The following is a 21,707-nucleotide window of genomic DNA, read 5'->3' on the forward strand; positions in this document are numbered from 1 at the left end:
CGACCCGACCGATCGGGATCCGACTACTTGCCGCCGACGACCCGGATCGCCTGCGTCTTCCAGTTCTCGTACGAAGGATCGCCCTGCATGAACGCCGCAACCTGCTCGGGCGTGGCCGTCAGCTTCGGGTCGTTGTCGAGATACTTCTTCGTCTCGCGTGCCACCAGCCCCGACAGCACCAGCAAGCCGATGAGGTTCGGCAGCGCCATCAGGCCGTTCATCACGTCCGAGAACGCCCACACGACACCGAGCTGCACGGTGCAGCCGATGAACACAACGAGCGAGAAGATGATGCGGAACGGGATCACCGCGCGACGCCCGAGCAGACGCTCGATACTGCGCTCGCCGTAGTACGACCATCCGAGGATCGTCGAGCTCGCGAACAGCACGAGACCGACCGTCACGATGTAGTGCCCCCACTCGCCCGGCAGACCGTGCGAGAACGCCTCACCCGTCATCAGAGCGGGGCTCATCTGCTCACCGGTCTCAGGATCGGTCATGTTCCACACGCCGGTGGTGATGATGACCAGGCCGGTGAAGGTGACGACGATGATCGTGTCGATGAAGGTCTGCGTCATCGACACGAGGCCCTGACGCACCGGGTGGCTGGTCTTCGCCGCTGCAGCCGCGATGGCCGCCGACCCCATGCCCGACTCGTTCGAGAAGATACCGCGCGCGACACCGAACTGCACCGCGATGATGATCGCCGAACCGGCGAAGCCGCCGACGGCGCTGGTACCGGTGAAGGCATCGGTGAAGATCTGCGCGAACGCCGCGGGCACACCGCTGATGTTGGCGATCAGGATGTACAGGGCGCCGAGTACATAGAAGATGATCATCACGGGCACGAGTCCGGCGGTCACGCGACCGATCGACTTGATGCCGCCGACCAGCACCAGCAGCGCGAAGATCGTCAACGCCAGACCGGTCACCCAGGTGGGAACGCTGAAGCTGTTCTCGAGGTTCGCCGAGATCGAGTTGCCCTGCGTCATGTTGCCGATACCGAAACTGGCGATCACGGCGGCGACGGCGAAGAAGATCGCGAGGAACTTGCCGAAGCCGTTCGGGATGCCGCGCTCAAGGTAGTACTGCGGACCGCCGTTCTTCTCGCCGGCGGAGTCGGTGGTGCGGAACCGCACGCCCAAGAACGACTCGGAGTACTTCGACGCCATACCGACGAGCCCAGTGATCCACATCCAGAACAGCGCACCGGGGCCACCGATTCCGATCGCGGTCGCCACGCCGACAATGTTGCCGGTGCCGACCGTCGCTGCCAGCGCGGTCGTCAGCGCCTGGAACTGCGAGATGTCGCCGTCGGCTCCGGGGTCGCGGCGTGTGAAGAGCCCCAGCCGCAGTGCTGCGCCGAGTCGCAGGAATTGGATGCCACCCAGGCGGATGGTGAGGTAGAGCCCGGTGCCGAGCAGCAGCGGGATGAGCACCCAGGGTCCCCAGATGACACCGCTGAGCCATCCGAGGAAACCCTCGATTTCTGACAGGTCCATGTATTCTCCTGACGCGTCGTTGCGAGTGGATGACGCCATCCTATTCACAGCCGACGCCCAGGCCTACTCACAGACGACGATCAGGTTCCCGTCACCGCTGACAGGACGGACACCAGTAGAGCTTGCGCGCTCCGATCTCTTCCAGCGCGATCTCGGTACCGCAGACCCGACAGGGCAGGCCCGCCCGATGATAAACCCAGTGACGGTCGTCACGACTCGCCATCGCGGCGCGGTAGTCATCGCCCGTCAGACCATCCATGGTCATCATCTGGCCGGTCTCGACGCCGATCGCCAGCAGCCTCACCCAATCGCGCCACAGTTCGCGCACGACCTCCTCGGGCACCTCGCGCCCGGGTGTGTGCGGGTCCAGGCGCGCGCGGAAGAGCATCTCGGCGCGGTACACGTTGCCAATCCCGCTCACCACCGCCTGGTCCATCAGCATTAGGGCGATCGGTGTGGGCTTGCGTCGCACCACGCGCACGAAACGCTCTTCTCCCTCGGCCGGGTCACCGACCAGCGGGTCGGGACCGAGCTTGGCCACCGTCGCCAGCATCTCATCCGGGGTCTGCAGTACGCACGCCGTCGGCCCACGCAGGTCGGCGCAGGTGCTCTTCGTCAGCAAGCGCAACCGCACTTGTCCCACCACGGGCGGCGGCCACTCGTCGCCGTCGTCGGCGAGCCCACGCGTCTGCTCCGACATGCGAACATGCACACGGGCCTTGCGCGGAGCCCCGATGGATCGCAACGAGTTCTCACCGGCGTCGTCGAAGATCGCGTCTTCGGCCGGCTCCGCGTCGAGTTCGGTGCCGCGCTGGTTGGTCTGCCCCATGCGGCCGTTCGCCGATGCAATGGTGGCATCCGCAACGATCTCACCGGCGAAGTCCCACGCTCCGTACAGTCCCAGGTGCACCCGCAACCACACGGCATCCTCGAACTCGAGAAACATCTGCTTGCCGACGGCCATCGCCTGCAGCATCTCGCGACCGTCGAGCACACTCGCGCCCTCGGCGAATCGCCCCTGGGGGCTGGACGCACCCACCGGCAGGTTCACGAAGTTGCGGCTGAACTGCCGAGCGATGCGATGGACGGAATGCCCCTCAGGCATGTCAGGCGCGCGGCCCGTCGGCGGCGCCGGCCTCTCCTCGACGAGGATCGGGCAGCAGCGACCCGTCCTTCTCGAAGTCGGCGATCTGGCCGATGCGTCGCACGTGGCGCTCATCACCCGTGAACGGGGTCGCGATGAACAGATCGATGAACGACGTCACCTCGTCGAACGTGTGCTGGCGCGCGCCGATCGAGATGACATTGGCGTCATTGTGCTCGCGTGCCAGCTCCGCCGTCGATTCGTTCCACACCAGGGCGGCGCGGATGCCCTGCACCTTGTTCGCCGCGATCTGCTCACCGTTGCCGGATCCGCCGAACACCACGCCGAGCGCCTCGACACCCGCCGACTGATCGGCGATGACGGCCTGCGCCGCACGAATGCAGAATGAGGGATAGTCATCGAGCGCGTCGTACTCCACCGGGCCGTGGTCGATCACATCGTGCCCAGCGGCGCTCAGGTGCTGCTGCAGGCGGGTCGAGAAGTCGAGTCCGGCGTGGTCGGTGGCGATATGGATGCGCATACCGTCCATCCTACGTACGCCGGACTCTCCCACCGCCTACGGGGCGAGCCCGGCGGCAGCCGGCTTGAAGCCCGCCCGAATGTTCTCACAGCATCCGGGGCGACACACGTCGTACCAGGGTCCAAGACCCGTGACATGGGCGCGCTCGCCAGCCGGCCGGCCTTCCAGGCGCTCCTGCACCAGGTCGACGATTCCCGCAACGAACGCCGGCGAGACGCCGGGCGTCGGCGTACGGGCGAACAGCAGTCCCGCCTCGTCAGCGGCCTCCTTCGCCTCGGTGTCGAGATCCCACAGCACCTCCATGTGGTCGCTCATGAACCCGACCGGCACGACCACGACCGCACTGCGACCGCGCTGCGGGAGCTCGGAGATCACATCGCACACATCCGGTTCGAGCCACGGCTGGGTCGGCGGGCCGGAACGCGACTGGTAGACGAGCTCCCACGGCACATCCGCCGCGGCCGGTGTGAGCCGAGCCACCTGCTCCATCACCCAGGCGGCGACCGCCTCGTGCTGCGCGGCGTATGCGCCGCCGTCGCCCCAGTCCACATCGCGCGGCCCCGAGCGCTGGGCATCCGCGGTGGGGATGCTGTGCGTCGAGAACAGCACGTGAATCGCCTCGGCCGCGATGCCTTCATCCAGACGCGCGCGGACGGCATCGTCGACTCCCTCGACGAACGCCTGCACGAACCCGGGGTGATCGAAGAACGGGCGGATCTTGTCGATCGTGACCACACCGTCGTACTCGGTGCCATCGAGCACACGCGAGAAGTCCTCGCGGTACTGCCGGCAACTCGAGAACGAGCTGTAGGCACTCGTCGCGAACGCGATCAGTGAGGTGTGCCCGTTGCCTGCGGCCTCGGCGACAGCGTCCTCCAGATAAGGCGCCCAGTTGCGGTTGCCCCAGTACACCGGAAGGTCGATGGCACGGGCCGCGAGCTCGGCTTCCAACGCTGCCTTCAGCGATCGGTTCTGCGCATTGATCGGGCTGATGCCGCCAAACGCGCGGTAGTGGTGCGCGACCTCTTCCAACCGCTCATCGGGAATGCCTCTCCCCCGCGTCACATTGCGCAGGAAGGGAATGACATCCTCTTGACCCTCCGGCCCGCCGAAGCCCGCGAGCAGGATCGCGTCGTAGGCGACAGGGGTCTCGATGTGCGGAGCGCCCGCGGCCGCAGCCGGGGACGCATGGGAAACGGCATCCGATTCTGGGGAGTTCACGGGCGCCATGATGGCACCCGCTCCTATGAAACAGCGCGGAACACCGGCGCGCGCGAGCGTCCCTACTGGCGCAACCACGCCGCTGGCGTAGGCTGTCATGGTTGCCGTCGGCGCCAGCAGTGCCGACGCACGCCGACACCCCTCCACCCATGGGAGATAACAGCAGTGCCTGGAGAAAACCTCACTCGTAGCGAGGCGCAGGAGCGCCGTTCCGTCATCGACACGCAGTCTTACGAGGTCTCGCTCGACCTCACGAAGGGCGCCGAGGTGTTCGGCTCCCGCAGCGTCGTGCGCTTCACCGCGACCCCCGGAAGCTACACCTTCATCGACCTGATCGCGAAGGACGTGCGCGAGATCACGCTCAACGGCGAGCAGATCGACCCCGGCCAGGCTTTCGCCGACTCGCGCATCGCCCTCGGCGACCTGCAGGCCGAGAACGTGCTGATCGTCGACGCCGACTGCCTGTACACCAACACCGGTGAGGGTCTGCACCGCTTCGTCGACCCGGTCGACGGCGAGGTCTACCTGTACTCGCAGTTCGAGGTGCCCGACTCACGCCGCGTCTTCGCTGTGTTCGAGCAGCCCGACCTCAAGGCGACGTTCCAGTTCACCGTCACCGCGCCGTCGGCGTGGAAGGTCGTGTCGAACTCGCCCACCCCCGAGCCGATCGTGCATGACGACCCGGCGACCGCGACGTGGGGCTTCGAGCCGACGCCGCGCATCTCGTCGTATATCACCGCGCTGGTCGCGGGCCCTTACGAGTCCACGTTCTCCGAGCTGACCAGCTCGTCGGGCAAGGTCATCCCGCTGGGCGTGTACGGCCGCAAGAGCCTGTGGGAGCACCTCGACGCCGACTACATCTTCGACAAGACCCGCCAGGGCTTCGCCTACTTCGAGGAGAAGTTCGGCGTCGCCTACCCGTTCGAGAAGTACGACCAGCTGTTCGTACCGGAATTCAACGCCGGTGCGATGGAGAACGCCGGCGCCGTCACCTTCACCGAGACCTACGTCTTCCGCAGCAAGGTGACCGACGCCGTCAAGGAGCGTCGCGTCGTGACGATCCTGCACGAACTGGCACACATGTGGTTCGGTGACCTGGTCACGATGAAGTGGTGGAACGACCTCTGGCTGAACGAGTCGTTCGCCGAGTGGGCGTCGACCATCGCCACGGCCGAGGCCACCGAGTGGACTGAGGCGTGGACCACCTTCAACGCCATGGAGAAGACCTGGGCCTACCGTCAGGACCAGCTGCCCTCCACGCACCCGATCGTCGCCGAGATCAATGATCTGCAGGACGTGCAGGTCAACTTCGACGGCATCACCTATGCCAAGGGCGGCTCCGTACTCAAGCAGCTCACCGCCTGGGTGGGCATCGAGGCGTTCTTCGCCGGTGTGTCGCAGTACTTCCAGAAGCACTCCTGGGGCAACACCGAGCTCAGCGACCTGCTCGTCGAACTCGAGCAGACCAGCGGCCGCGAGCTGACCGGCTGGGCCGAGAAGTGGCTCGAGACCGCCGGCGTGAACACGCTCAGCCCGGTCATCGCCGAGGACGCCTCGGGCACGATCACGCGCTTCGCCGTCACCCAGACGGCACCGGCCGACTACCCGACGATCCGACCGCACCGCCTCGGCATCGGCTTCTACGACCTCGACGGCGGCGCGCTCGTGCGCAGCCACTACGTCGAGGTCGACATCGACGGCGACCGCACCGAGATCCCCGAGCTGCAGGGCCTCAAGCGTCCGGCCATGGTGCTGCTGAACGACAAGGACCTCGCCTACGCGAAGATCCGCCTCGACGAGCAGTCGCTGGCCACGGCGATCGAGCACCTCGCCGACATCAGCGACCCGCTCGCGCGCTCGCTCGTGTGGGGCGCCGCCTGGGATCAGACCCGCGACGCCGAGACCGCGGCACGCGACTACATCGACCTCGTCCTGGGCAACATCGGCCGCGAGAGCGAATCGACCACGGTGCGCACCACGCTCGCCCAGTTGCAGCTCGCCGCTGGATCGTACGTCGACCCGGCCACGCGTTCGGCGGCCCGTGAGAAGGTGGCCGACGGACTGTGGGCGCTTGCTCAGCAGGCAGAGTCCGGCAGCGACAGCCAGCTGCAGCTGGTGATGGCCTTCGCGAACTCCGCCACCACTGCCGAGCACGCTGGCATCATCGGACGCCTGCGCTCGGGTGAGGACACCCTGCCGGGGCTCGACGTCGACGCAGACCTCTCATGGCAGCTGCTCATCGGTCTGGCCGCGGCGGGCGCCACCGACGCCACGACGATCGATGCGGCCCTCGCCGCCGACAACACGTCCAAGGGCGCCGAACTGGCCGCACAGGCTCGCGCGACCCTGCCGACGACGGCCGACAAGAAGGCCGCCTGGGCGTCGCTGATCGACAACGCCGACCAGCCCAACACGATCGTGCGCTCCACGGCATTCGGCTTCGTGCACCCCTCGGGTGTCGACGTGCTCGGCGATTTCATCCAGCCGTACTTCGACATGCTGCTGCCGATCTGGGAGGGCCGCACCTACCAGATCGCCGATTACCTGGTCGTGGGTCTGTACCCGCGCTCGCTCGCCAGCGTCGAGCTGCGTGACGCCACGCGTGCGTGGCTGTCCGACAACCAGGACGCCGCGCCCGCGCTGCGTCGACTGGTGCACGAGAACCTCGCCGACGTCGAGCGTGCTCTCGCCGCGCAGAAGCGCGACGCCGACAGCTGACAGCTGACATCGACTCTGAGGGGCTCTTTCCGCGTCCAGCGCGCGGAAAGAGCCCCTCACTAGACTCAGGGACATGCTGCCCTTCCCCTTCACGACGGACCCCGAGGCGCCCGTCGACCTGGGCTTCTGGAACGATCTGTGGGAGTCGTCCGTTGCCGCGCTGAGCACGATCGGCGGAAAGCTGGCGCAGATCGCGATCATCATCGCCATCTGCGTCGCGTTGTCGTTCGTGCTGCGCCTGGTGATCAGACGCATCGTTCATCGGATCGTCAGCAACGCCAAGTCAAAAGCCGACGTCGCCGACACCGTGGCGCTGGAACGCTCACCGCTGGCAGATATGCGTCTGGTGCAGCGCACGCGCACCCTCGGCACGATCCTGCAGAACATGGTCAACGTGATTCTGGTGATCGTCGCCCTGATCCTGATCGTCAGGGCCATCGATCAGGACATCCTCGGTTCGCTGACGCTGATCACGGCCGCTATCGGTGCCGGTCTCGGCTTCGGCGCCCAGAACATCGTCAAGGATGTCCTCAACGGCATGTTCATCGTCGCCGAGGATCAGATCGGCATCGGCGACGTCGTCGATCTCGGCCTGGCCTCGGGCGTCGTCGAGTATGTCAGCGTGCGCATCACCCAGGTGCGCGATGTCAATGGCACGCTCTGGTACGTGCGCAACGGCGAGGTCACCCGCATCGGCAACATGTCGCAGGGCTGGGCACGCGCGATCGTCGACCTGGGTGTCGCCGCCGATGCCGATCTCGATCAGGTCGAGCAGACACTGCTGCACACCGCCGAAGAGCTCGCGAAGGACCCGAAGTGGCGCACCCGCGTGATCGAGGCGCCCGAGGTCTGGGGGCTGGAGTCGATCGACGGGGACGCACTGGTGGTGCGCGTCGTGCTGAAGACCAGGGCAAACGCCCGCGACGACGTCTCGCAGGAACTCCGCCGACGGTTGCGCACCGCGTTGCTGGCGCAGGAGGTCGCTGTACCGAGCATGGCCGCGGTCACCGTCACGGGGCCCGACAGTGCCCGCCGCGTAAGGGGAGCGAACCCGCCGATGACACGCCCCAACGCCATCACCGGCGTACCGCCGGTCGCCGAACGCGGCATCTGGCGTCGCAAGAAGTCCACTCCGCAGGAAGGCGAAACGCAATGACGTTCTACGACGAAGTCGGCGGCCACGACACGTTCCGACGCATCGTCGATGTGTTCTACCGCGAGGTCGCTCTCGATCCGGTACTCAAACCGATGTACCCCGAAGAGGACCTCGGCCCCGCCGCCGAACGACTCACGATGTTCCTGGAGCAGTACTGGGGTGGGCCGACGACGTACGGCGAGCGACGCGGGCATCCTCGGTTGCGGATGCGGCACGCGGCGTTCCACGTCGACCCGGATGCCCGTGATCGATGGCTCGCACATATGCGCACCGCTCTGGACGAGGTGAAGTTGTCGCCTCTGCACGAAGCGACGCTGTGGGACTACCTGGAGCGGGCGGCGTATGCCATGGTGAACACGTTCGAGCCATCCGGCATCGGACGCGGCCCGGCGGGCCGGACCACGCTTGAGCACCGCATCCCCACGGAGTCGACGGAGACCTGAAGATGACTGCAGCCAGTTCCCCAGCCACCGATGTACTCGTGATCGGATGGGGGCTGGCAGGCCTCACCGCGGCCAGCGAGGCGATCGCCGCGGGCAGACGCGTGACGATCATCGATCAGGAGGCGCGCGTCGACCTGGGTGGGCAGGCCTGGTGGTCGTTCGGTGGGCTGTTCCTGGTCGACTCACCCGAGCAGCGTCGCATGGGCATCAAGGATTCCCTGGATCTGGCACGGCAGGACTGGTTCGGCAACGCCGGGTTCGACCGCCCCGAGGACGCATGGCCGCGGCGCTGGGCAGAGGCCTATCTGCAGTTCGCCGCGGGCGAGAAACGCAGCTGGTTGCGCGAGCGCGGAGTGGGGTTGTTCCCCGTGGTCGGCTGGGCCGAACGCGGCGGGAGCGGAGCGATCGGTCCCGGCAACTCCGTGCCACGGTTCCACATCACGTGGGGAACCGGCCCCGGCATCGTCGCGCCCTTCGCGGCGGCTGTCGAAGCGGGCGAGGCTGCTGGAAGGGTGACGGTTCTCCCCCGCCACCGCGTCACCGAGTTGCTCGTCGACGGCGGCGCGGTCGTCGGCGCACGCGGGTCAGTGCTCGCGCCGAGCGACACCCCGCGCGGGGTCGCATCGTCGCGCGAGCCGGTGGGCGAGTTCATGATCCGAGCGGATGCAACCATCGTGGCATCCGGTGGTATCGGCGGCGATCACGATCTGGTGCGCGCCGCGTGGCCCGCACGTCTGGGCACGCCGCCCGCCCACATGCTCACCGGGGTGCCGGCGTACGTCGACGGCTCGATGCACGCGGTATCGTCCGCGGCAGGCGCACGGCTGATCAATGGTGACCGGATGTGGCACTACGTCGAGGGGATCGAGAACTGGGATCCGGTGTGGCCGGGCCATGGCATCCGCATCCTGCCCGGTCCGTCCTCGCTGTGGCTCGATGCCACCGGCCGCAGACTGCCCGTCCCGCTGTACCCGGGCTTCGACACGCTGGGCACGCTCGCGCACCTGCGCACGACCGGGCACGACCACTCCTGGTTCGTCACGTCGTTGAAGGTGATCGAGAAGGAGTTCGCGCTCTCGGGCAGTGAGCAGAACCCCGACCTCACCGGCCGGGATCTGAAGCTGCTGGTGAAGTCCCGGCTGGCGAAGGGGCCCACCGGCCCGGTGCGGGCGTTCCTCGACGAGGGCGCCGATTTCATCGTCGAGGACGACCTCGAGGCGTTGCTCGCTCGCATGCGATCAACGCCCGGTGGCGACGTCCTCGATGTGGATCGTGCGCGCGACGAGGTCACGGCGCGTGACCGCGAGATCGACAACGACTTCACCAAAGACGCCCAGATCGCCATGCTGCGCTCCATGCGCGGATATCGCGGCGACCGGCTGATCCGCACCGCGGCACCGCACCGTCTGCAAGATCCCGCGGCCGGGCCGATGGTCGCCGTGCGCCTGCATGTGCTGACCCGTAAATCGCTCGGCGGGATCGAGACCGACCTGGAGGGACGCGCCCTCGGCGCCGATGGCGTGCCGGTCCCCGGCCTGTACGCGGCGGGCGAGGCCGCCGGTTTCGGTGGCGGCGGCGTGCACGGCTATCGCGCGCTGGAAGGAACGTTCCTGGGCGGATGCTTGTTCTCGGGCCGGCAGGCGGGGCGTGCGGCCTCGCGTTAGGCTCCCACCGCAGTACCGGTCCCCCGGACAGCGGTCAGGCCCGTCACGGCCGGCCCTCGGCTGAGAATGTGCCCGCGCGCGAAGGCCAGGCGTGTCCAGCGGCCCGAGCGCGTGACGCGCACCTGCTCACCCTCCCGTGTGACGGCCGTGCCCATGCGGTCGGAGGCGATGAACCCGAACGCGTGGGCGGCGAAGGCCACACCGCGCGGCAGGCCCAGGAGGTCCTCATCGGGCTCTCCCCATACCCGCGAACGCAGCGCGCGCACGGCGTCCTCCCCGGCGCCCGGTGTGGTGCCGCGAGCGACGGCCGAAATGCCCCACTGCGCGCGGTCGCCGATGATGCGGTCGGACAGCTCTCCGATCAGCTCCCAGCCGTCGCGCGGCGGTGAGACGCCCGCCCAAGCCGGCGCCCTGCCGGTCTCGGGCAATGCGACCTCGGCGGGCGACGCTCCCGGTGAGAGCTCGTCGACGACGATGTCGCAGCGCAGCTCGGGGTCGGCACGCACGATGCGCATCGCCAGAACCGTCGGCGTCTGATCGAGGAATCCCTGCGGTGCCAGCGCGGCGGCCGTCACCACGAGGATGCCGTCGGCGGCCTGAAGGCGCACTCCTTCCGCGGATGCCGTGGCGGCGCGCCCGGCGAAGGTCAGCACATCACGTGCCGTGTCGGCATCGGAGAGAACGAGAGGTCTGGTCACTCCTTCTAAACTAGTCGGATGACCGCCGACGAGCCCGCCCGCAGATCCGTCGACGCGCTGTTATCGGTGCTCGACCTGACCTCGTCCGGTGCCCGCACCACGGAAGACATCTTCACCGGCAGCTCGCAGCCGATGCCGACCGGTCGCGTGTATGGCGGTCAGGTGCTGGCACAATCACTCATCGCGACCGAACGGACGCTCCCCGAAGAGCGCGCGGTCCACTCGATGCACGGCTACTTCCTGCGCCCCGGCGACGCCACCCAAGGCATCACGTTCTCGGTCGATCGCATTCACGACGGCCGCTCATTCTCGACACGGCGGGCGCAGGCGTTCCAGGGCGGTCTGCCGATCTTCTCGATGATCGCCTCATTCCAGGACGCCGGTCCCGGCATCGAGCACGCCGAGCCCATGCCCACCGGCATCCCGGCACCCGAGGACGTCGAGTCGAGCGATGCCATCCTCGACGCCGGCGCACTGCTCGGGGTGCGCCCCGTCGACATCCGGCATGTCGAGGGCCCCATCTACCAGCAGGCGGCGCAGGCGCACGTGGCGCAGCAGGCGGTCTGGGTGCGTATGCGCGCGCCGCTGCCCGATGACCCACGTGTGCACCGGGCAGCACTCGCGTACCTCAGCGACTTGACGATCCAGGAGTCGATCCTGCGACGTCACGGCGTCAGCTGGAATCTGAAGGGGCTGAAGGTCGCGAGCCTCGACCACGCAATGTGGTGGCACCGCCCCGGCCGAGCCGACGATTGGCTGCTCTACGTGCAGTCATCCCCCAACGCGCGCGGCGGACGCGGACTCGCTCAGGGACGCATCTACAGCCGTGACGGCGTACTGGTGGCGACGGTCGCGCAAGAGATCATGGTGCGGGTGCCGCAGAGCGACTGAGTCACCGCCGCCAGCACATGCCCGTGCAGGCGGTGTCAGCGGTGCTGGTATGCGATGGGCTCGCCGACGTACGGCTCCCACGCGGCGCGCATCTCAGGGCTCAGCCGCACCGGACGGCCGGTGACGGCATCCACGAGCACGATCACCGCAGTCGACCGGGCGTACAACACGCGCTCGTCGCTCTCGGCGTGACTGAACACGTCATAGCAGACCTGCAGGCTCGAACCGCCGAGCTTGCCGAACCACATCTCGACATCCAACGGACGCCGCTGGTACGGCACCGGCGCGAGGTACTCGATCTCCTGCCGGGCGATCAGGGTGAGCACACCCTGATCGACCCCGGTGGAGAGTACGGCGGTGTCGGGGGCCTGCTCCCCCGGCTCGGGCTGCCAGAAGGCGCGCACGCGCGCCTCTTCGAGCAGCTTGAGCATGGAGGTGTTGTTGACGTGGTTGAACGCGTCGAGGTCTCCCCACCGCAGGTGGATGGGAATGTGCAGGCGCATGGGGTTCGCTTTCTCAGAACGTCAGTCGGCGGCGGGCCCCACGCCCCCGAGGCTCCGGGGAGCGCGAAGCGATGCCCGGAGTGGGGCGAGGGATCAGTCGCGCGTGAGCTTGCGGTGGGTCGTGCGGTGCGGGCGCGCAGCCTCGGGGCCCATGCGCTCGATCTTGTTCGCCTCGTAGGCCTCGAAGTTACCCTCGAACCAGTGCCACTGAGCAGGGTTCTCATCGGTGCCCTCGTAGGCGAGGATGTGCGTGGCAATGCGGTCGAGGAACCACCGGTCGTGGGTGATGACCACGGCGCAACCGGGGAACTCCAGCAACGCGTTCTCCAGCGAGCTGAGGGTCTCGACGTCGAGGTCGTTGGTCGGCTCGTCGAGCAGCAGCAGGTTGCCACCCTCCTTGAGGGTCAGCGCGAGGTTCAGTCGGTTGCGCTCTCCACCCGAGAGCACGCCGGCCTTCTTCTGCTGGTCCGGTCCCTTGAAGCCGAACTTCGACACGTAGGCGCGCGAGGGGATCTCAGTCTTGCCGACGGTGATGAAGTCGAGTCCGTCCGAGACGACCTCCCACAGCGTCTTGTTGGGGTCGATGTTCCCGCGCGACTGGTCGACGTAGCTGATCTTGACCGTCTCACCGATCTTCAGGTCGCCGCCGTCGAGCGGCTCCAGTCCGACGATTGTCTTGAACAGGGTCGTCTTTCCGACACCGTTGGGACCGATGACGCCGACGATGCCGTTCGGGGGCAGGCTGAAGCCCAAACCGTCGATCAGCTTGCGGTCGCCGAAGCCCTTCTGCAGGTTCTTCGCCTCGATGACGACGTTGCCCAGTCGCGGCCCTGCCGGGATCTGGATCTCTTCGAAATCAAGCTTGCGGGTGCGCTCGGCCTCGGCCGCCATCTCTTCGTAGCGGGCCAGACGTGCCTTCGACTTCGTCTGACGGCCCTTCGCGCTGGAGCGGACCCACTCCAGCTCGTCCTTGAGGCGCTTGGCAAGCTTGGCGTCCTTCTTGCCCTGGATGTCGAGGCGCTCGGCCTTCTTCTCCAGGTAGGTCGAGTAGTTACCCTCGTAGCCGATCAGGCGGCCGCGGTCGACCTCGGCGATCCACTCGGCCACGTTGTCGAGGAAGTACCGGTCGTGGGTGATCGCGATAACGGCGCCCTTGTAGTCCTTGAGGTGCTGCTCGAGCCACAGCACGCTCTCGGCGTCGAGGTGGTTGGTGGGCTCATCGAGCAACAGCAGGTCGGGCTTCTGCAGCAGCAGCTTCGCCAGTGCGACACGACGCTTCTCACCACCCGAGAGCGGACCGATCGGCGCGTCCGCCGGCGGGGTGCGCAGGGCATCCATCGCCTGCTCGAGCTGCGAGTCGAGGTCCCAGCCGTCGGCGGCGTCGATCTCTTCCTGCAGCACACCCATCTCGGCCAGCAGCGAGTCGAAGTCGGCGTCGGGATCGGCCATCAGCGCCGAGATCTCGTTGAACCGGTCGACCTTGGCCTTGATGGCCACGCCGTCCTGAATGTTCTCGATCACGGTCTTGGTCTCGTCGAGCTCGGGCTCCTGCATCAGGATGCCGACGCTGAAGCCGGGGGTGAGCTTGGCCTCACCGTTGGAGGGCGTGTCGAGGCCCGCCATGATCTTGAGGATCGTCGACTTACCGGCACCGTTCGGGCCCACCATGCCGATCTTCGCTCCGGGCAGGAACGCCATGGTCACGTCGTCCAGGATGAGCTTGTCGCCCACAGCCTTGCGGGCTCGCACCATGGAATAGATGTACTCGGCCACGAAGCAGCTCTCCTTCTGTCAGCAGGCACGCGGAAAAGACCCCCGGGAGGATCGACTCTCCAGCCTACCGGTCTTCGCGGGCGCTCGAGGCAGAGACGAGGTACGCGATCACCAGTCGATCGGCCGCGTCTGCCCGATCAGGCAGCGCCCCTCGGCGAGTTGCGGCATGACCGCGGTCACCGGTTCACCTGTGGACGGCCCGACCTGGCCGATGAGGCACTCGCTCTCACCCCACGCGACTGAGAACTGCAGGCTCTCCGCGGGGTTGCCGACCGTACTCATGTCAGCGGTCACCTGCATGTGCTCGCGCAGGAACCCGACTGCCACCAGTGCGTCGATGTACGCTCGCCCCGACGAACGCTGGTCGCTGGCCCACACCTGGGCCGTGACCTGCGCGAACAGCGGCAGGTTATCGGCGGCGGTCCCGTCCGGAACCGGCTGCGACGCCTGAGCGTCCGACTCGTCGCCCTCAACGGGCGGGCTCGGCACGGACGTCGCCACCGGTGCCGGTTCGGAAGCGGTCAGCCAGGGCAGAGCGCCGCACCCGACGAGAAGACCGCTGAGCGCGACGATGCTCACCGCGAACGACACGACCGAACGTCGCGGACGGGCGGCGGAAGCAGTTGACCCTCGGAGCACGCTCTGAAGTCTAGGCGCGTTCACGGGACCGACCGCTTCCGCGATGCGCCGACTCGCACTGCACACGGGCCGGCGCACCCGCGTCGCCGCATTCAGGCCATCGCCGGTTCCGAGTGATCGGAGCGGGCGGCGTCAGCGTCTACGCCGCCGGCGTCCGGCGCATGCAGACCATGCTCGCCCCATGCCGCCAGGTGCTCGTCGGACACCACGTCGGCGTGGGAATCGACCTCCTGCGGAGCCACCTCCTCGGGCTGCGGTCGATCGGTGTTCGCGGCATGCCGCGCCCGTCGGACGAACGCACTGGTGCCCTGGTTGAGGTCGTGTCCGATCGCCTCGGCGACGATGTCGGCGCTGATGCCCTTGCGCGTGTCGTTCTCCCACTCACGGATCTTCAGCGCACCCGTCACGACAACCGGATCGCCCCGATGCAGCGACGCCCGGGCGTGCTCGGCGAGGGCGCGGAACGCCGACACGGCATACCAGCTCGTCCCCTCGTCCACCCACGCTCCTGTCGCGCGGTTCCAGTAGCCCGTGCTCGATCCCACACGGAAGTTCACCACTGCGTCACCGTTGCGCGTGGTGTTGTACGTCGGCTCGCTACCGATGTTCCCGGTGATCGTCACGACGTCGTTTCTCATCGCCATGTCCTGCTCCTCTGTCTTCCCGGGACGTGGCCCGGCTGATGACAGCGTGCACGGTGGCATCCGACGCTCCAGGCGGGATTCCCACGGGTCGTGGAGAACTCACGTCGATCAGAAGTCTGTGGAGAACAAGCGGACAACGCCGCTGTGTGAGCTCAGCGCAGGTACTGCGCGAACCGCGCACGCACCTTGTTCACCTTCGGGACGGCGACGGCCAAGCAGTACCCCTGGGTCGGATTCTTCGCGAAGAAGTCCTGGTGATACTCCTCGGCGTCGTAGAAGTCGCCGAGCGGCTCGATCGTCGTGACCGGGTCGGCGTCCCACATCGTCGCCGCGCGCTCTCGGGCCGCCTCGAACAATGCGCGCTGCGCGTCATCGGCGGGGAACATCGCGCTGCGGTACTGCGTTCCGATGTCGTTTCCCTGGCGGTTGAGCTGACGTGGGTCATGCATCGTGAAGAACGCGTCGAGGATGACTTCGCCCGGAATCTCCTCCGGGTCGAACGTCACCTTGACGGCCTCAGCGTGGCCGGTGGTGCCGGTGCAGACCTGCTCGTAGGAGGGAGAGGGCGTGACACCGCCGGCGTATCCCGAAACGACCGAACGGACGCCCCGGAGCGGACGATAGGCGGCGTCGAGGCACCAGAAGCAACCGCCGGCAAGCACGTAGGTTTCCATACATCTAAGCTACGCCCCTCACGCTCCCCCGGCGCCGAGCGGACCGGCTCATCAGTGCACCATCAGCAGCAGACCCGCGACCACGATGAAGAGCAGGCCAAACACCACATTCAGCACCCGCTGTCCGCGCGGCTGACGGGTATAGCGCCGGAACGGACGGGCCGCCGCGGCGAAGAAGAACCACATCACCAGGATGTCGACGACGATGACCGTGCCGATCAGGATCACGTACTGCGGCAGCGGATCGCGATCGAGATCGATGAACTGCGGCACGAACGCGAGAAAGAACACGATCGCCTTCGGATTGAGCAGGTTCACCCAGAACCCGCGGCGGAAGATCGACCAGGCGTGCTCCCTCGGGATGGGACGGTCGGGGTCCGGCGCGGGCTCGGGTCGCGCGATCATGAGGCGGATGCCGAGATAGACCAGGTACGCGACACCGGCGTAGCGGATCGCCTCGAACAGGATCGGAGAACGCGAGACAAGAAGACCGACACCCGCCGCGACGATCGCGACGTGCACGACCAGCGCCGCCTGTTGACCCAGCACTCCCCACATCGAACGGCGCCATCCCTGATTGAGCGCATTGCTCATCGTGTTGATCGCCCCGGCACCCGGAGTGAAGCTGATCACCACGCACGCCGCCAGCAGCGACAGCCAAACGGTCCACGTCACCAGCACAGTGTAGGGATCGCGGGCGCTCGGCGTGGAATCGCGGGACTGTCGGCGCCCTCCCCTACCGTGAAGGAATGACCACCACGACGCCTCCGCCGACCTGGCTCACCCGCGTGGGCGTGTTCGACCTCGAGACGACCGGCGTCGATGTCACCCACGATCGGATCGTCACGGCGCACGTCGGCGTGCTCGACCGCCACGGCACGCCGATCGCCGCACGCGACTGGTTGGCCGATCCTGGCATCCCGATCCCCGATGGCGCCGCCGCCGTGCACGGGGTGACGACCGAGCACGCGCGGGCGCACGGGCGTCCCGCGCGCGAGGTCGTCGCCGAGGTCACCGAAGCGCTGGCGATGCTGTTCGCGCAGGGTATGCCGATCGTGGCATACAACGCGTCGTACGATTTCTCGCTGCTGGCGCACGAAGCCCGGCGTCACGGTCTACCCGAGCTGCCCGCACCGCAGCCGGTCATCGATCCGCTCGTCATCGACAAGGCCCACGACCGCTACCGGCGCGGCAAGCGCACACTGTCGGTGGTCGCCGAACACTATGCGGTACCGCTGGACGACGCCCACGAGGCAGCGGCGGATGCTGTGGCTGCGGGCCGCGTCGCGTTGGCGCTGGCCAGGGAGTTCACGCTGCCCGGGACCGCGGCAGAGCTGCACGCCCAGCAGATCGGATGGGCGCGCGACCAGGCGGCGAGCCTGACGGAGTACTTCATCAAGGTCGGCCGCCTGGACCCGAGTGAAGAGCTGGACGGCAGCTGGCCCCTGCGAGAAAGCTGACCCCGCGCCCACACCCCGGCGTACGCTGGGAAAATGGAGCCCGGCGTCATCGAGACACTGCTTGGATGGGGCACCATCGCACTGGTGGTTGGCGTTCCCGTCGCGCTCGGGACATTTGGTCTGATCACGATGTACGCCGAACGACCTCTGGAGGAGAAGTACGTCACCGGCGGTGGGCTCGCCGGTGGACTCACCAGCGGCCTGGACGCCGTGTTCTCCCCGACCGCGCATGAGGCCGCCGCCGAGCGCGACCGTCAAACGCGCCGCACCGCACCCGCGCCGGCAGCGGGTGACCCACCGTGGACGATCCACGAGGGCAGCATCCGCATCGACATCTGAAGGCACACTCCACGAATGCGGGACCCGTCACTGACCCTCGAAAACGACGAAAGCCCCGCCGAAGCGGGGCTTTCGAGGGTGCGGCTTACTTGGAGCCGCCGAAGCCCTTGAAGCGCTGGTTGAACTTCTCGACACGACCGGCCGAGTCCATGATGCGCTGCTTGCCCGTGTAGAACGGGTGCGAGGCCGAGGAGATCTCGACGTCGATGACGGGGTACTCCACGCCGTCCAGCTCGATCGTCTTGTCGCTGGTGACGGTCGAACGGGTGAGGAAGGTGTCGCCCGAGCCGAGATCGCGGAACACGACGGCCTTGTATTCGGGGTGGATGTCAGTCTTCATGGGATTCCTTACGTGGTGTCCTGGATTCTGCCAGGAACGAGGGAAGTCTGTGGCGCGATTGCACCAAGGAGCTATTTTAGCAGTCCTTGGCCCCGGTGATGAACCATCGGCTCAGGATGCCGCGCGAGCCGAGTAGCGTCCGCCATCTGCCGTCAACGCGATCGGCATGCCGAACGCCTCGGTCAGCGCCTCGGCCGTGAGCGTCTCGGCGATCGGCCCCTGCGCGACGACCGCGCCATCGCGCAGCAACAGCACGTGGGTGAACCCGACCGGGATCTCCTCGACGTGGTGGGTGACCATGACCATGGCCGGCGTCATGGGCGATGCCGCGTATCCACTGAGCAGGTGCAACAGCTCTTCACGGGCCCCGAGATCGAGGCTCGCGGTCGGCTCATCGAGCAGCAGCAGCTCAGGATCGGTCATCACCGCACGGGCGATCTGCACACGCTTCTGCTCACCGTCGCTGAGCGTACCGAAGAGACGCTCGGCGAGGTGCTCGAGGTGCCACTCGGCGAGCACGCGCCGTGCCCGACGCTCATCGATCCCCTCGTAGGCCTCGTTCCAGCGACCCATGACCGAGTATGCCGCGGTCATCACGGTGTTCAGCACCGTCTCGTCACGCGGAATACGTCGTGCCATGGCCGAGGAGGCGAAGCCGATCCGCGGACGCAATTCGAACACGTCGGTGCGCCCCAGGGTCTCATCGAGGATCGACACGGTACCCGAGGTGGGGTGCATCAGGGTGTCGGCCAGCTGCAGCAGCGTCGTCTTGCCCGCACCGTTCGGGCCGAGCACGACCCAGCGCTGATCGGCCGACACTTCCCAGGTCACGTGATCGACGATGTTCCGCCCGTCACGGCGCACGACGACATCGGTGAACTCAACAGCGCTCGACATGTCGTCCAGCCTATCGGCTCAGAAGGTGAGCTCTTCGTACAGCGCACGCGTGGTGTCGGCGATCGCACCCCAGCTGAACTGCGTGCGTGCACGCTCGCGGCCGGCTGCACCGTACTCGGCGGCCCGCTGCGGGTCGCCGGTCACCTCGGCGAGCGCCGCCGCCAGATCGGCGACGTACCGATCGGGGTCGATGGGCGTTCCTGTGCCGTCCTGCACCTGCTCGATCGGCACCAGACGACCCGTGACCCCATCGTCGACGACCTCGGGAATGCCTCCGGTGGCTGTGCCGACGACGGCGGCGCCGCAGGCCATCGCTTCGAGGTTGACGATGCCGAGGGGCTCGTAGATCGAGGGGCACACGAACGCGGTGGCGGCGGTGAGAATCGCCGACAGTTCGTCGCGCGGCAGCATCCGTTCGATCCAGATCACGCCGTCGCGAGAGCTCTGCAGCTTCTGCACCCCCTGTTGCACCTCGGCCATGATCTCGGGGGTGTCCGGCGCACCGGCGCACAGCACCAGCTGCACATCCGCCGGCAGCTGCTGCGCCGCGCGCAGCAGGTACGGCAGGCCCTTCTGCCGGGTGATGCGCCCGACGAAGACCACCGAGGGGCGCGTCGGATCCATGCCGATCTCGGCCAGGAAGCCCGGGTTGTCAACCGGCCGCCAGCGCTCGACGTCGATGCCGTTGTGGATCACCCGCACCCGGGCAGGATCGACCTGCGGGTAGCTGCGCAGGATGTCGTTGCGCATACCGGCACTGACCGCGACGATCGCGGCCGCGTTCTCATAGGCGAGCCGCTCGATGCCGCTGGAGACCGCATACCCGCCGCCGAGTTGCTCGGCCTTCCACGGACGCAGCGGCTCGAGGCTGTGTGCCGTGAGCACGTGCGGGATGCCGTGCAGCTGCGAGGCGAGGTGACCTGCGAAGTTCGCGTACCAGGTGTGGCTGTGCACCAGGTCGGCACCGGCGATATCACCGACCATCGTCAGGTCGGTGCCGAGGGTCTGCACCGCGGCGTTGGCGGCGACCAGTTCGGCCGGCGTGCGGTAGCTGTGGGTGCCCGGTTCGCCCCGATCGGCGCCAAAGGCGCGCACCTGCACGTCGATGCTCCGACGCAGCGCGGCGACGAGTTCGGCGACGTGGACCCCCGCACCTCCGTAGATCTCCGGCGGGTACTCCTTGGTGATGATGTCGACGCGCATGACTGCACGCTAGTACAACGCCCCCTGGGCGCTCTATGGTGGAGCCATGTCGGCACCCAAGAAGGTTTTCGGGATCATCCTCGCGGGCGGCGAGGGCAAACGACTCATGCCGTTGACGGCGGACCGGGCGAAGCCCGCAGTGCCGTTCGGCGGGCAATATCGACTGATAGATTTCGCCATCTCGAATCTGATCAACTCGGGGCTTCGCCAGGTCGTGGTGCTGACCCAGTACAAGTCCCACAGCCTCGACCGGCACATCTCGCAGAACTGGCGAATGTCGGCATTGCTGGACTCGTACGTCGCCTCGGTACCGGCGCAGCAGCGCCTGGGCAAGCGCTGGTTCTCGGGGTCGGCCGATGCCATCCTGCAGAGCCTGAATCTGGTCCAGGACGAGAAGCCCGACATCGTCGTGGTGATCGGCGCCGACCACGTCTACCGGATGGACTTCCAGCAGATGGTCGACGCGCACGTGGCATCCGGAGCATCGGCGACGGTCGCGGGCATCCGACAGCCCCTCGCGCTCGCCTCGCAGTTCGGCGTTATCGACGCCGATGAGCAGACCGGGCGGATCCGCGACTTCCTCGAGAAGCCCAGCGATCCCGTCGGACTCACCGACTCCCCCAACGAGGTGCTCGTGTCGATGGGCAATTACGTCTTCGACACGGATGCCCTCATCGCCGCCGTCGAGGCGGATGGCGAGTCCGCGACCTCGGGGCACGATATGGGCGGCGACATCATTCCCTACTTCGTCGAGCGCGGCGAGGCCGGGTACTACGACATGAAGAGCAACGAGGTACCGGGGTCGTCACCGCGCGACCGTTCGTACTGGCGCGACGTCGGGACGATCGACTCGTACTTCGACGCCCACATGGACCTGATCTCGACGCTGCCGATCTTCAATCTGTACAACACGGCGTGGCCGATCCGCACACAAAGCGTGAACACTCCGCCGGCGAAGTTCGTACGCGATGCGGTCGGACGCATCGGCAACGCGATCGATTCGGTCGTCGCCGCGGGCTCGGTGCTCTCGGGAACCCACCTGGAGCGCAGCGTCGTCGGTGTCGGCGGCGTCGCGCTGGGAGGATCGACGATCACCGATTCGGTGCTGCTCGACCAGGTGCAGATCGGCTCGGGCGCGCGGGTGCACCGTGCCGTGCTCGACAAGAACGTCGTGCTCGAAGACGGTGCCACCGTCGGAGTGGACCGCGAACGCGACCTCGAACGCGGGTTCACAGTGACCGAGTCCGGCATCACGGTGGTCGGCAAGGGCATCCGCATCGCACGGTGACGGTGCGCGTCACGCGGTGGCATCCGCGT

At 67.3% G+C, this 21,707-nt stretch carries 22 protein-coding genes; 8 read left to right on the forward strand and 14 right to left on the reverse strand.

The genetic code is table 11. The annotated features are described in order from the left end of the window. Nucleotides 1-23 precede the first annotated feature (23 nt). From JF543_RS09955 to JF543_RS09970, 4 genes are all read right to left on the reverse strand, one after another. Nucleotides 24-1,502: an alanine/glycine:cation symporter family protein gene (locus tag JF543_RS09955; RefSeq protein WP_179410695.1), complete on the reverse strand. Its 1,479-nt coding sequence runs from the start codon at nt 1,500-1,502 to the stop codon at nt 24-26. A gap of 91 nt (nt 1,503-1,593) precedes the next feature. Then, nucleotides 1,594-2,607 (reverse strand): Fpg/Nei family DNA glycosylase, encoded by a 1,014-nt coding sequence (locus tag JF543_RS09960; RefSeq protein ID WP_206823934.1) that lies wholly within the window; start codon nt 2,605-2,607, stop codon nt 1,594-1,596. A gap of 1 nt (nt 2,608) precedes the next feature. Then, complete coding sequence (locus tag JF543_RS09965; RefSeq protein WP_206549706.1) at nt 2,609-3,127, reverse strand: ribose-5-phosphate isomerase; 519 nt, start codon at nt 3,125-3,127, stop codon at nt 2,609-2,611. A gap of 36 nt (nt 3,128-3,163) precedes the next feature. Beyond that, the gene (locus JF543_RS09970; protein ID WP_206823935.1) at nt 3,164-4,357 is read right to left on the reverse strand and encodes a ferrochelatase; all 1,194 of its coding nucleotides are present in this window, start codon (nt 4,355-4,357) and stop codon (nt 3,164-3,166) included. 156 nt (nt 4,358-4,513) lie between these two features. Between JF543_RS09970 and pepN the strand changes: the two genes are divergently transcribed. The 4 genes from pepN (at nt 4,514) to JF543_RS09990 (ending at nt 10,329) form a co-directional block, all read left to right on the forward strand. Continuing rightward, nucleotides 4,514-7,066, forward strand: a complete 2,553-nt coding sequence (pepN, locus tag JF543_RS09975) for an aminopeptidase N (protein ID WP_206820430.1) — start codon at nt 4,514-4,516, stop codon at nt 7,064-7,066. A 73-nt stretch (nt 7,067-7,139) separates the two neighbouring features. Continuing rightward, nucleotides 7,140-8,222: a mechanosensitive ion channel family protein gene (locus tag JF543_RS09980; RefSeq protein ID WP_206549703.1), complete on the forward strand. Its 1,083-nt coding sequence runs from the start codon at nt 7,140-7,142 to the stop codon at nt 8,220-8,222. Next, nucleotides 8,219-8,665, forward strand: a complete 447-nt coding sequence (locus tag JF543_RS09985; RefSeq protein WP_179410689.1) for a globin — start codon at nt 8,219-8,221, stop codon at nt 8,663-8,665. Before JF543_RS09980 ends, JF543_RS09985 begins: the two co-directional genes overlap by 4 nt. Before the next feature lie 2 nt (nt 8,666-8,667). After that, on the forward strand, nt 8,668-10,329 hold the full coding sequence (locus JF543_RS09990) for an FAD-binding dehydrogenase (protein WP_206823936.1): 1,662 nt from the start codon (nt 8,668-8,670) through the stop codon (nt 10,327-10,329). Here JF543_RS09990 and JF543_RS09995 read toward each other — a convergent pair. Further along, complete coding sequence (locus JF543_RS09995; protein WP_206823938.1) at nt 10,326-11,027, reverse strand: hypothetical protein; 702 nt, start codon at nt 11,025-11,027, stop codon at nt 10,326-10,328. The genes JF543_RS09990 and JF543_RS09995 overlap by 4 nt on opposite strands. A gap of 18 nt (nt 11,028-11,045) precedes the next feature. Between JF543_RS09995 and JF543_RS10000 the strand changes: the two genes are divergently transcribed. Then, nucleotides 11,046-11,918 (forward strand): acyl-CoA thioesterase, encoded by an 873-nt coding sequence (locus JF543_RS10000; protein ID WP_179410686.1) that lies wholly within the window; start codon nt 11,046-11,048, stop codon nt 11,916-11,918. Nucleotides 11,919-11,953: 35 nt separating this feature from the next. On the opposite strand, the gene JF543_RS10005 is transcribed toward JF543_RS10000, so the two are convergent. The 6 genes from JF543_RS10005 to JF543_RS10030 form a co-directional block, all read right to left on the reverse strand. Continuing rightward, on the reverse strand, nt 11,954-12,421 hold the full coding sequence (locus JF543_RS10005; RefSeq protein WP_179410685.1) for an acyl-CoA thioesterase: 468 nt from the start codon (nt 12,419-12,421) through the stop codon (nt 11,954-11,956). A 93-nt stretch (nt 12,422-12,514) separates the two neighbouring features. Next, nucleotides 12,515-14,194 (reverse strand): energy-dependent translational throttle protein EttA, encoded by a 1,680-nt coding sequence (gene ettA, locus JF543_RS10010; protein WP_179410684.1) that lies wholly within the window; start codon nt 14,192-14,194, stop codon nt 12,515-12,517. 108 nt (nt 14,195-14,302) lie between these two features. Next, nucleotides 14,303-14,833: a DUF6993 domain-containing protein gene (locus tag JF543_RS14420; protein WP_224817917.1), complete on the reverse strand. Its 531-nt coding sequence runs from the start codon at nt 14,831-14,833 to the stop codon at nt 14,303-14,305. Between the two features lie 92 nt (nt 14,834-14,925). Beyond that, entirely contained in the window at nt 14,926-15,477 is a 552-nt protein-coding gene (locus JF543_RS10020; RefSeq protein WP_206823940.1) for a single-stranded DNA-binding protein, read from the reverse strand. Between the two features lie 152 nt (nt 15,478-15,629). Further along, the gene (gene msrA / locus JF543_RS10025) at nt 15,630-16,151 is read right to left on the reverse strand and encodes a peptide-methionine (S)-S-oxide reductase MsrA (protein WP_206823942.1); all 522 of its coding nucleotides are present in this window, start codon (nt 16,149-16,151) and stop codon (nt 15,630-15,632) included. 51 nt (nt 16,152-16,202) lie between these two features. Next, nucleotides 16,203-16,826 carry a LysE family translocator gene (locus JF543_RS10030; RefSeq protein ID WP_206549696.1) on the reverse strand — a complete coding sequence of 208 codons (624 nt, stop codon included), beginning with the start codon at nt 16,824-16,826 and terminating at the stop codon, nt 16,203-16,205. A gap of 74 nt (nt 16,827-16,900) precedes the next feature. On the opposite strand from JF543_RS10030, the gene JF543_RS10035 reads away from it, so the two are divergent. Both JF543_RS10035 and JF543_RS10040 read left to right on the forward strand, forming a co-directional pair. Further along, nucleotides 16,901-17,611, forward strand: a complete 711-nt coding sequence (locus JF543_RS10035; RefSeq protein WP_206823944.1) for an exonuclease domain-containing protein — start codon at nt 16,901-16,903, stop codon at nt 17,609-17,611. A 33-nt stretch (nt 17,612-17,644) separates the two neighbouring features. Continuing rightward, the gene (locus JF543_RS10040) at nt 17,645-17,950 is read left to right on the forward strand and encodes a hypothetical protein (RefSeq protein ID WP_179410679.1); all 306 of its coding nucleotides are present in this window, start codon (nt 17,645-17,647) and stop codon (nt 17,948-17,950) included. Nucleotides 17,951-18,035: 85 nt separating this feature from the next. Here JF543_RS10040 and JF543_RS10045 read toward each other — a convergent pair whose 3' ends face one another. The 3 genes from JF543_RS10045 to glgA all read right to left on the reverse strand — a co-directional run bounded on the left by JF543_RS10045 (nt 18,036) and on the right by glgA (nt 20,390). Continuing rightward, entirely contained in the window at nt 18,036-18,290 is a 255-nt protein-coding gene (locus JF543_RS10045) for a type B 50S ribosomal protein L31 (RefSeq protein ID WP_179410678.1), read from the reverse strand. A 111-nt stretch (nt 18,291-18,401) separates the two neighbouring features. Then, nucleotides 18,402-19,187 (reverse strand): ABC transporter ATP-binding protein, encoded by a 786-nt coding sequence (locus JF543_RS10050; RefSeq protein WP_206820421.1) that lies wholly within the window; start codon nt 19,185-19,187, stop codon nt 18,402-18,404. Nucleotides 19,188-19,205: 18 nt separating this feature from the next. After that, the gene (glgA, locus tag JF543_RS10055) at nt 19,206-20,390 is read right to left on the reverse strand and encodes a glycogen synthase (RefSeq protein WP_206823950.1); all 1,185 of its coding nucleotides are present in this window, start codon (nt 20,388-20,390) and stop codon (nt 19,206-19,208) included. Between the two features lie 46 nt (nt 20,391-20,436). Between glgA and glgC the strand changes: the two genes are divergently transcribed. Beyond that, on the forward strand, nt 20,437-21,678 hold the full coding sequence (gene glgC, locus JF543_RS10060) for a glucose-1-phosphate adenylyltransferase (protein WP_179410675.1): 1,242 nt from the start codon (nt 20,437-20,439) through the stop codon (nt 21,676-21,678). The last annotated feature ends 29 nt before the right edge of the window (nt 21,679-21,707 follow it).

The sequence above is a fragment of the Microbacterium esteraromaticum genome, assembly GCF_017303215.1.
Lineage (GTDB): Bacteria > Actinomycetota > Actinomycetes > Actinomycetales > Microbacteriaceae > Microbacterium > Microbacterium esteraromaticum_C.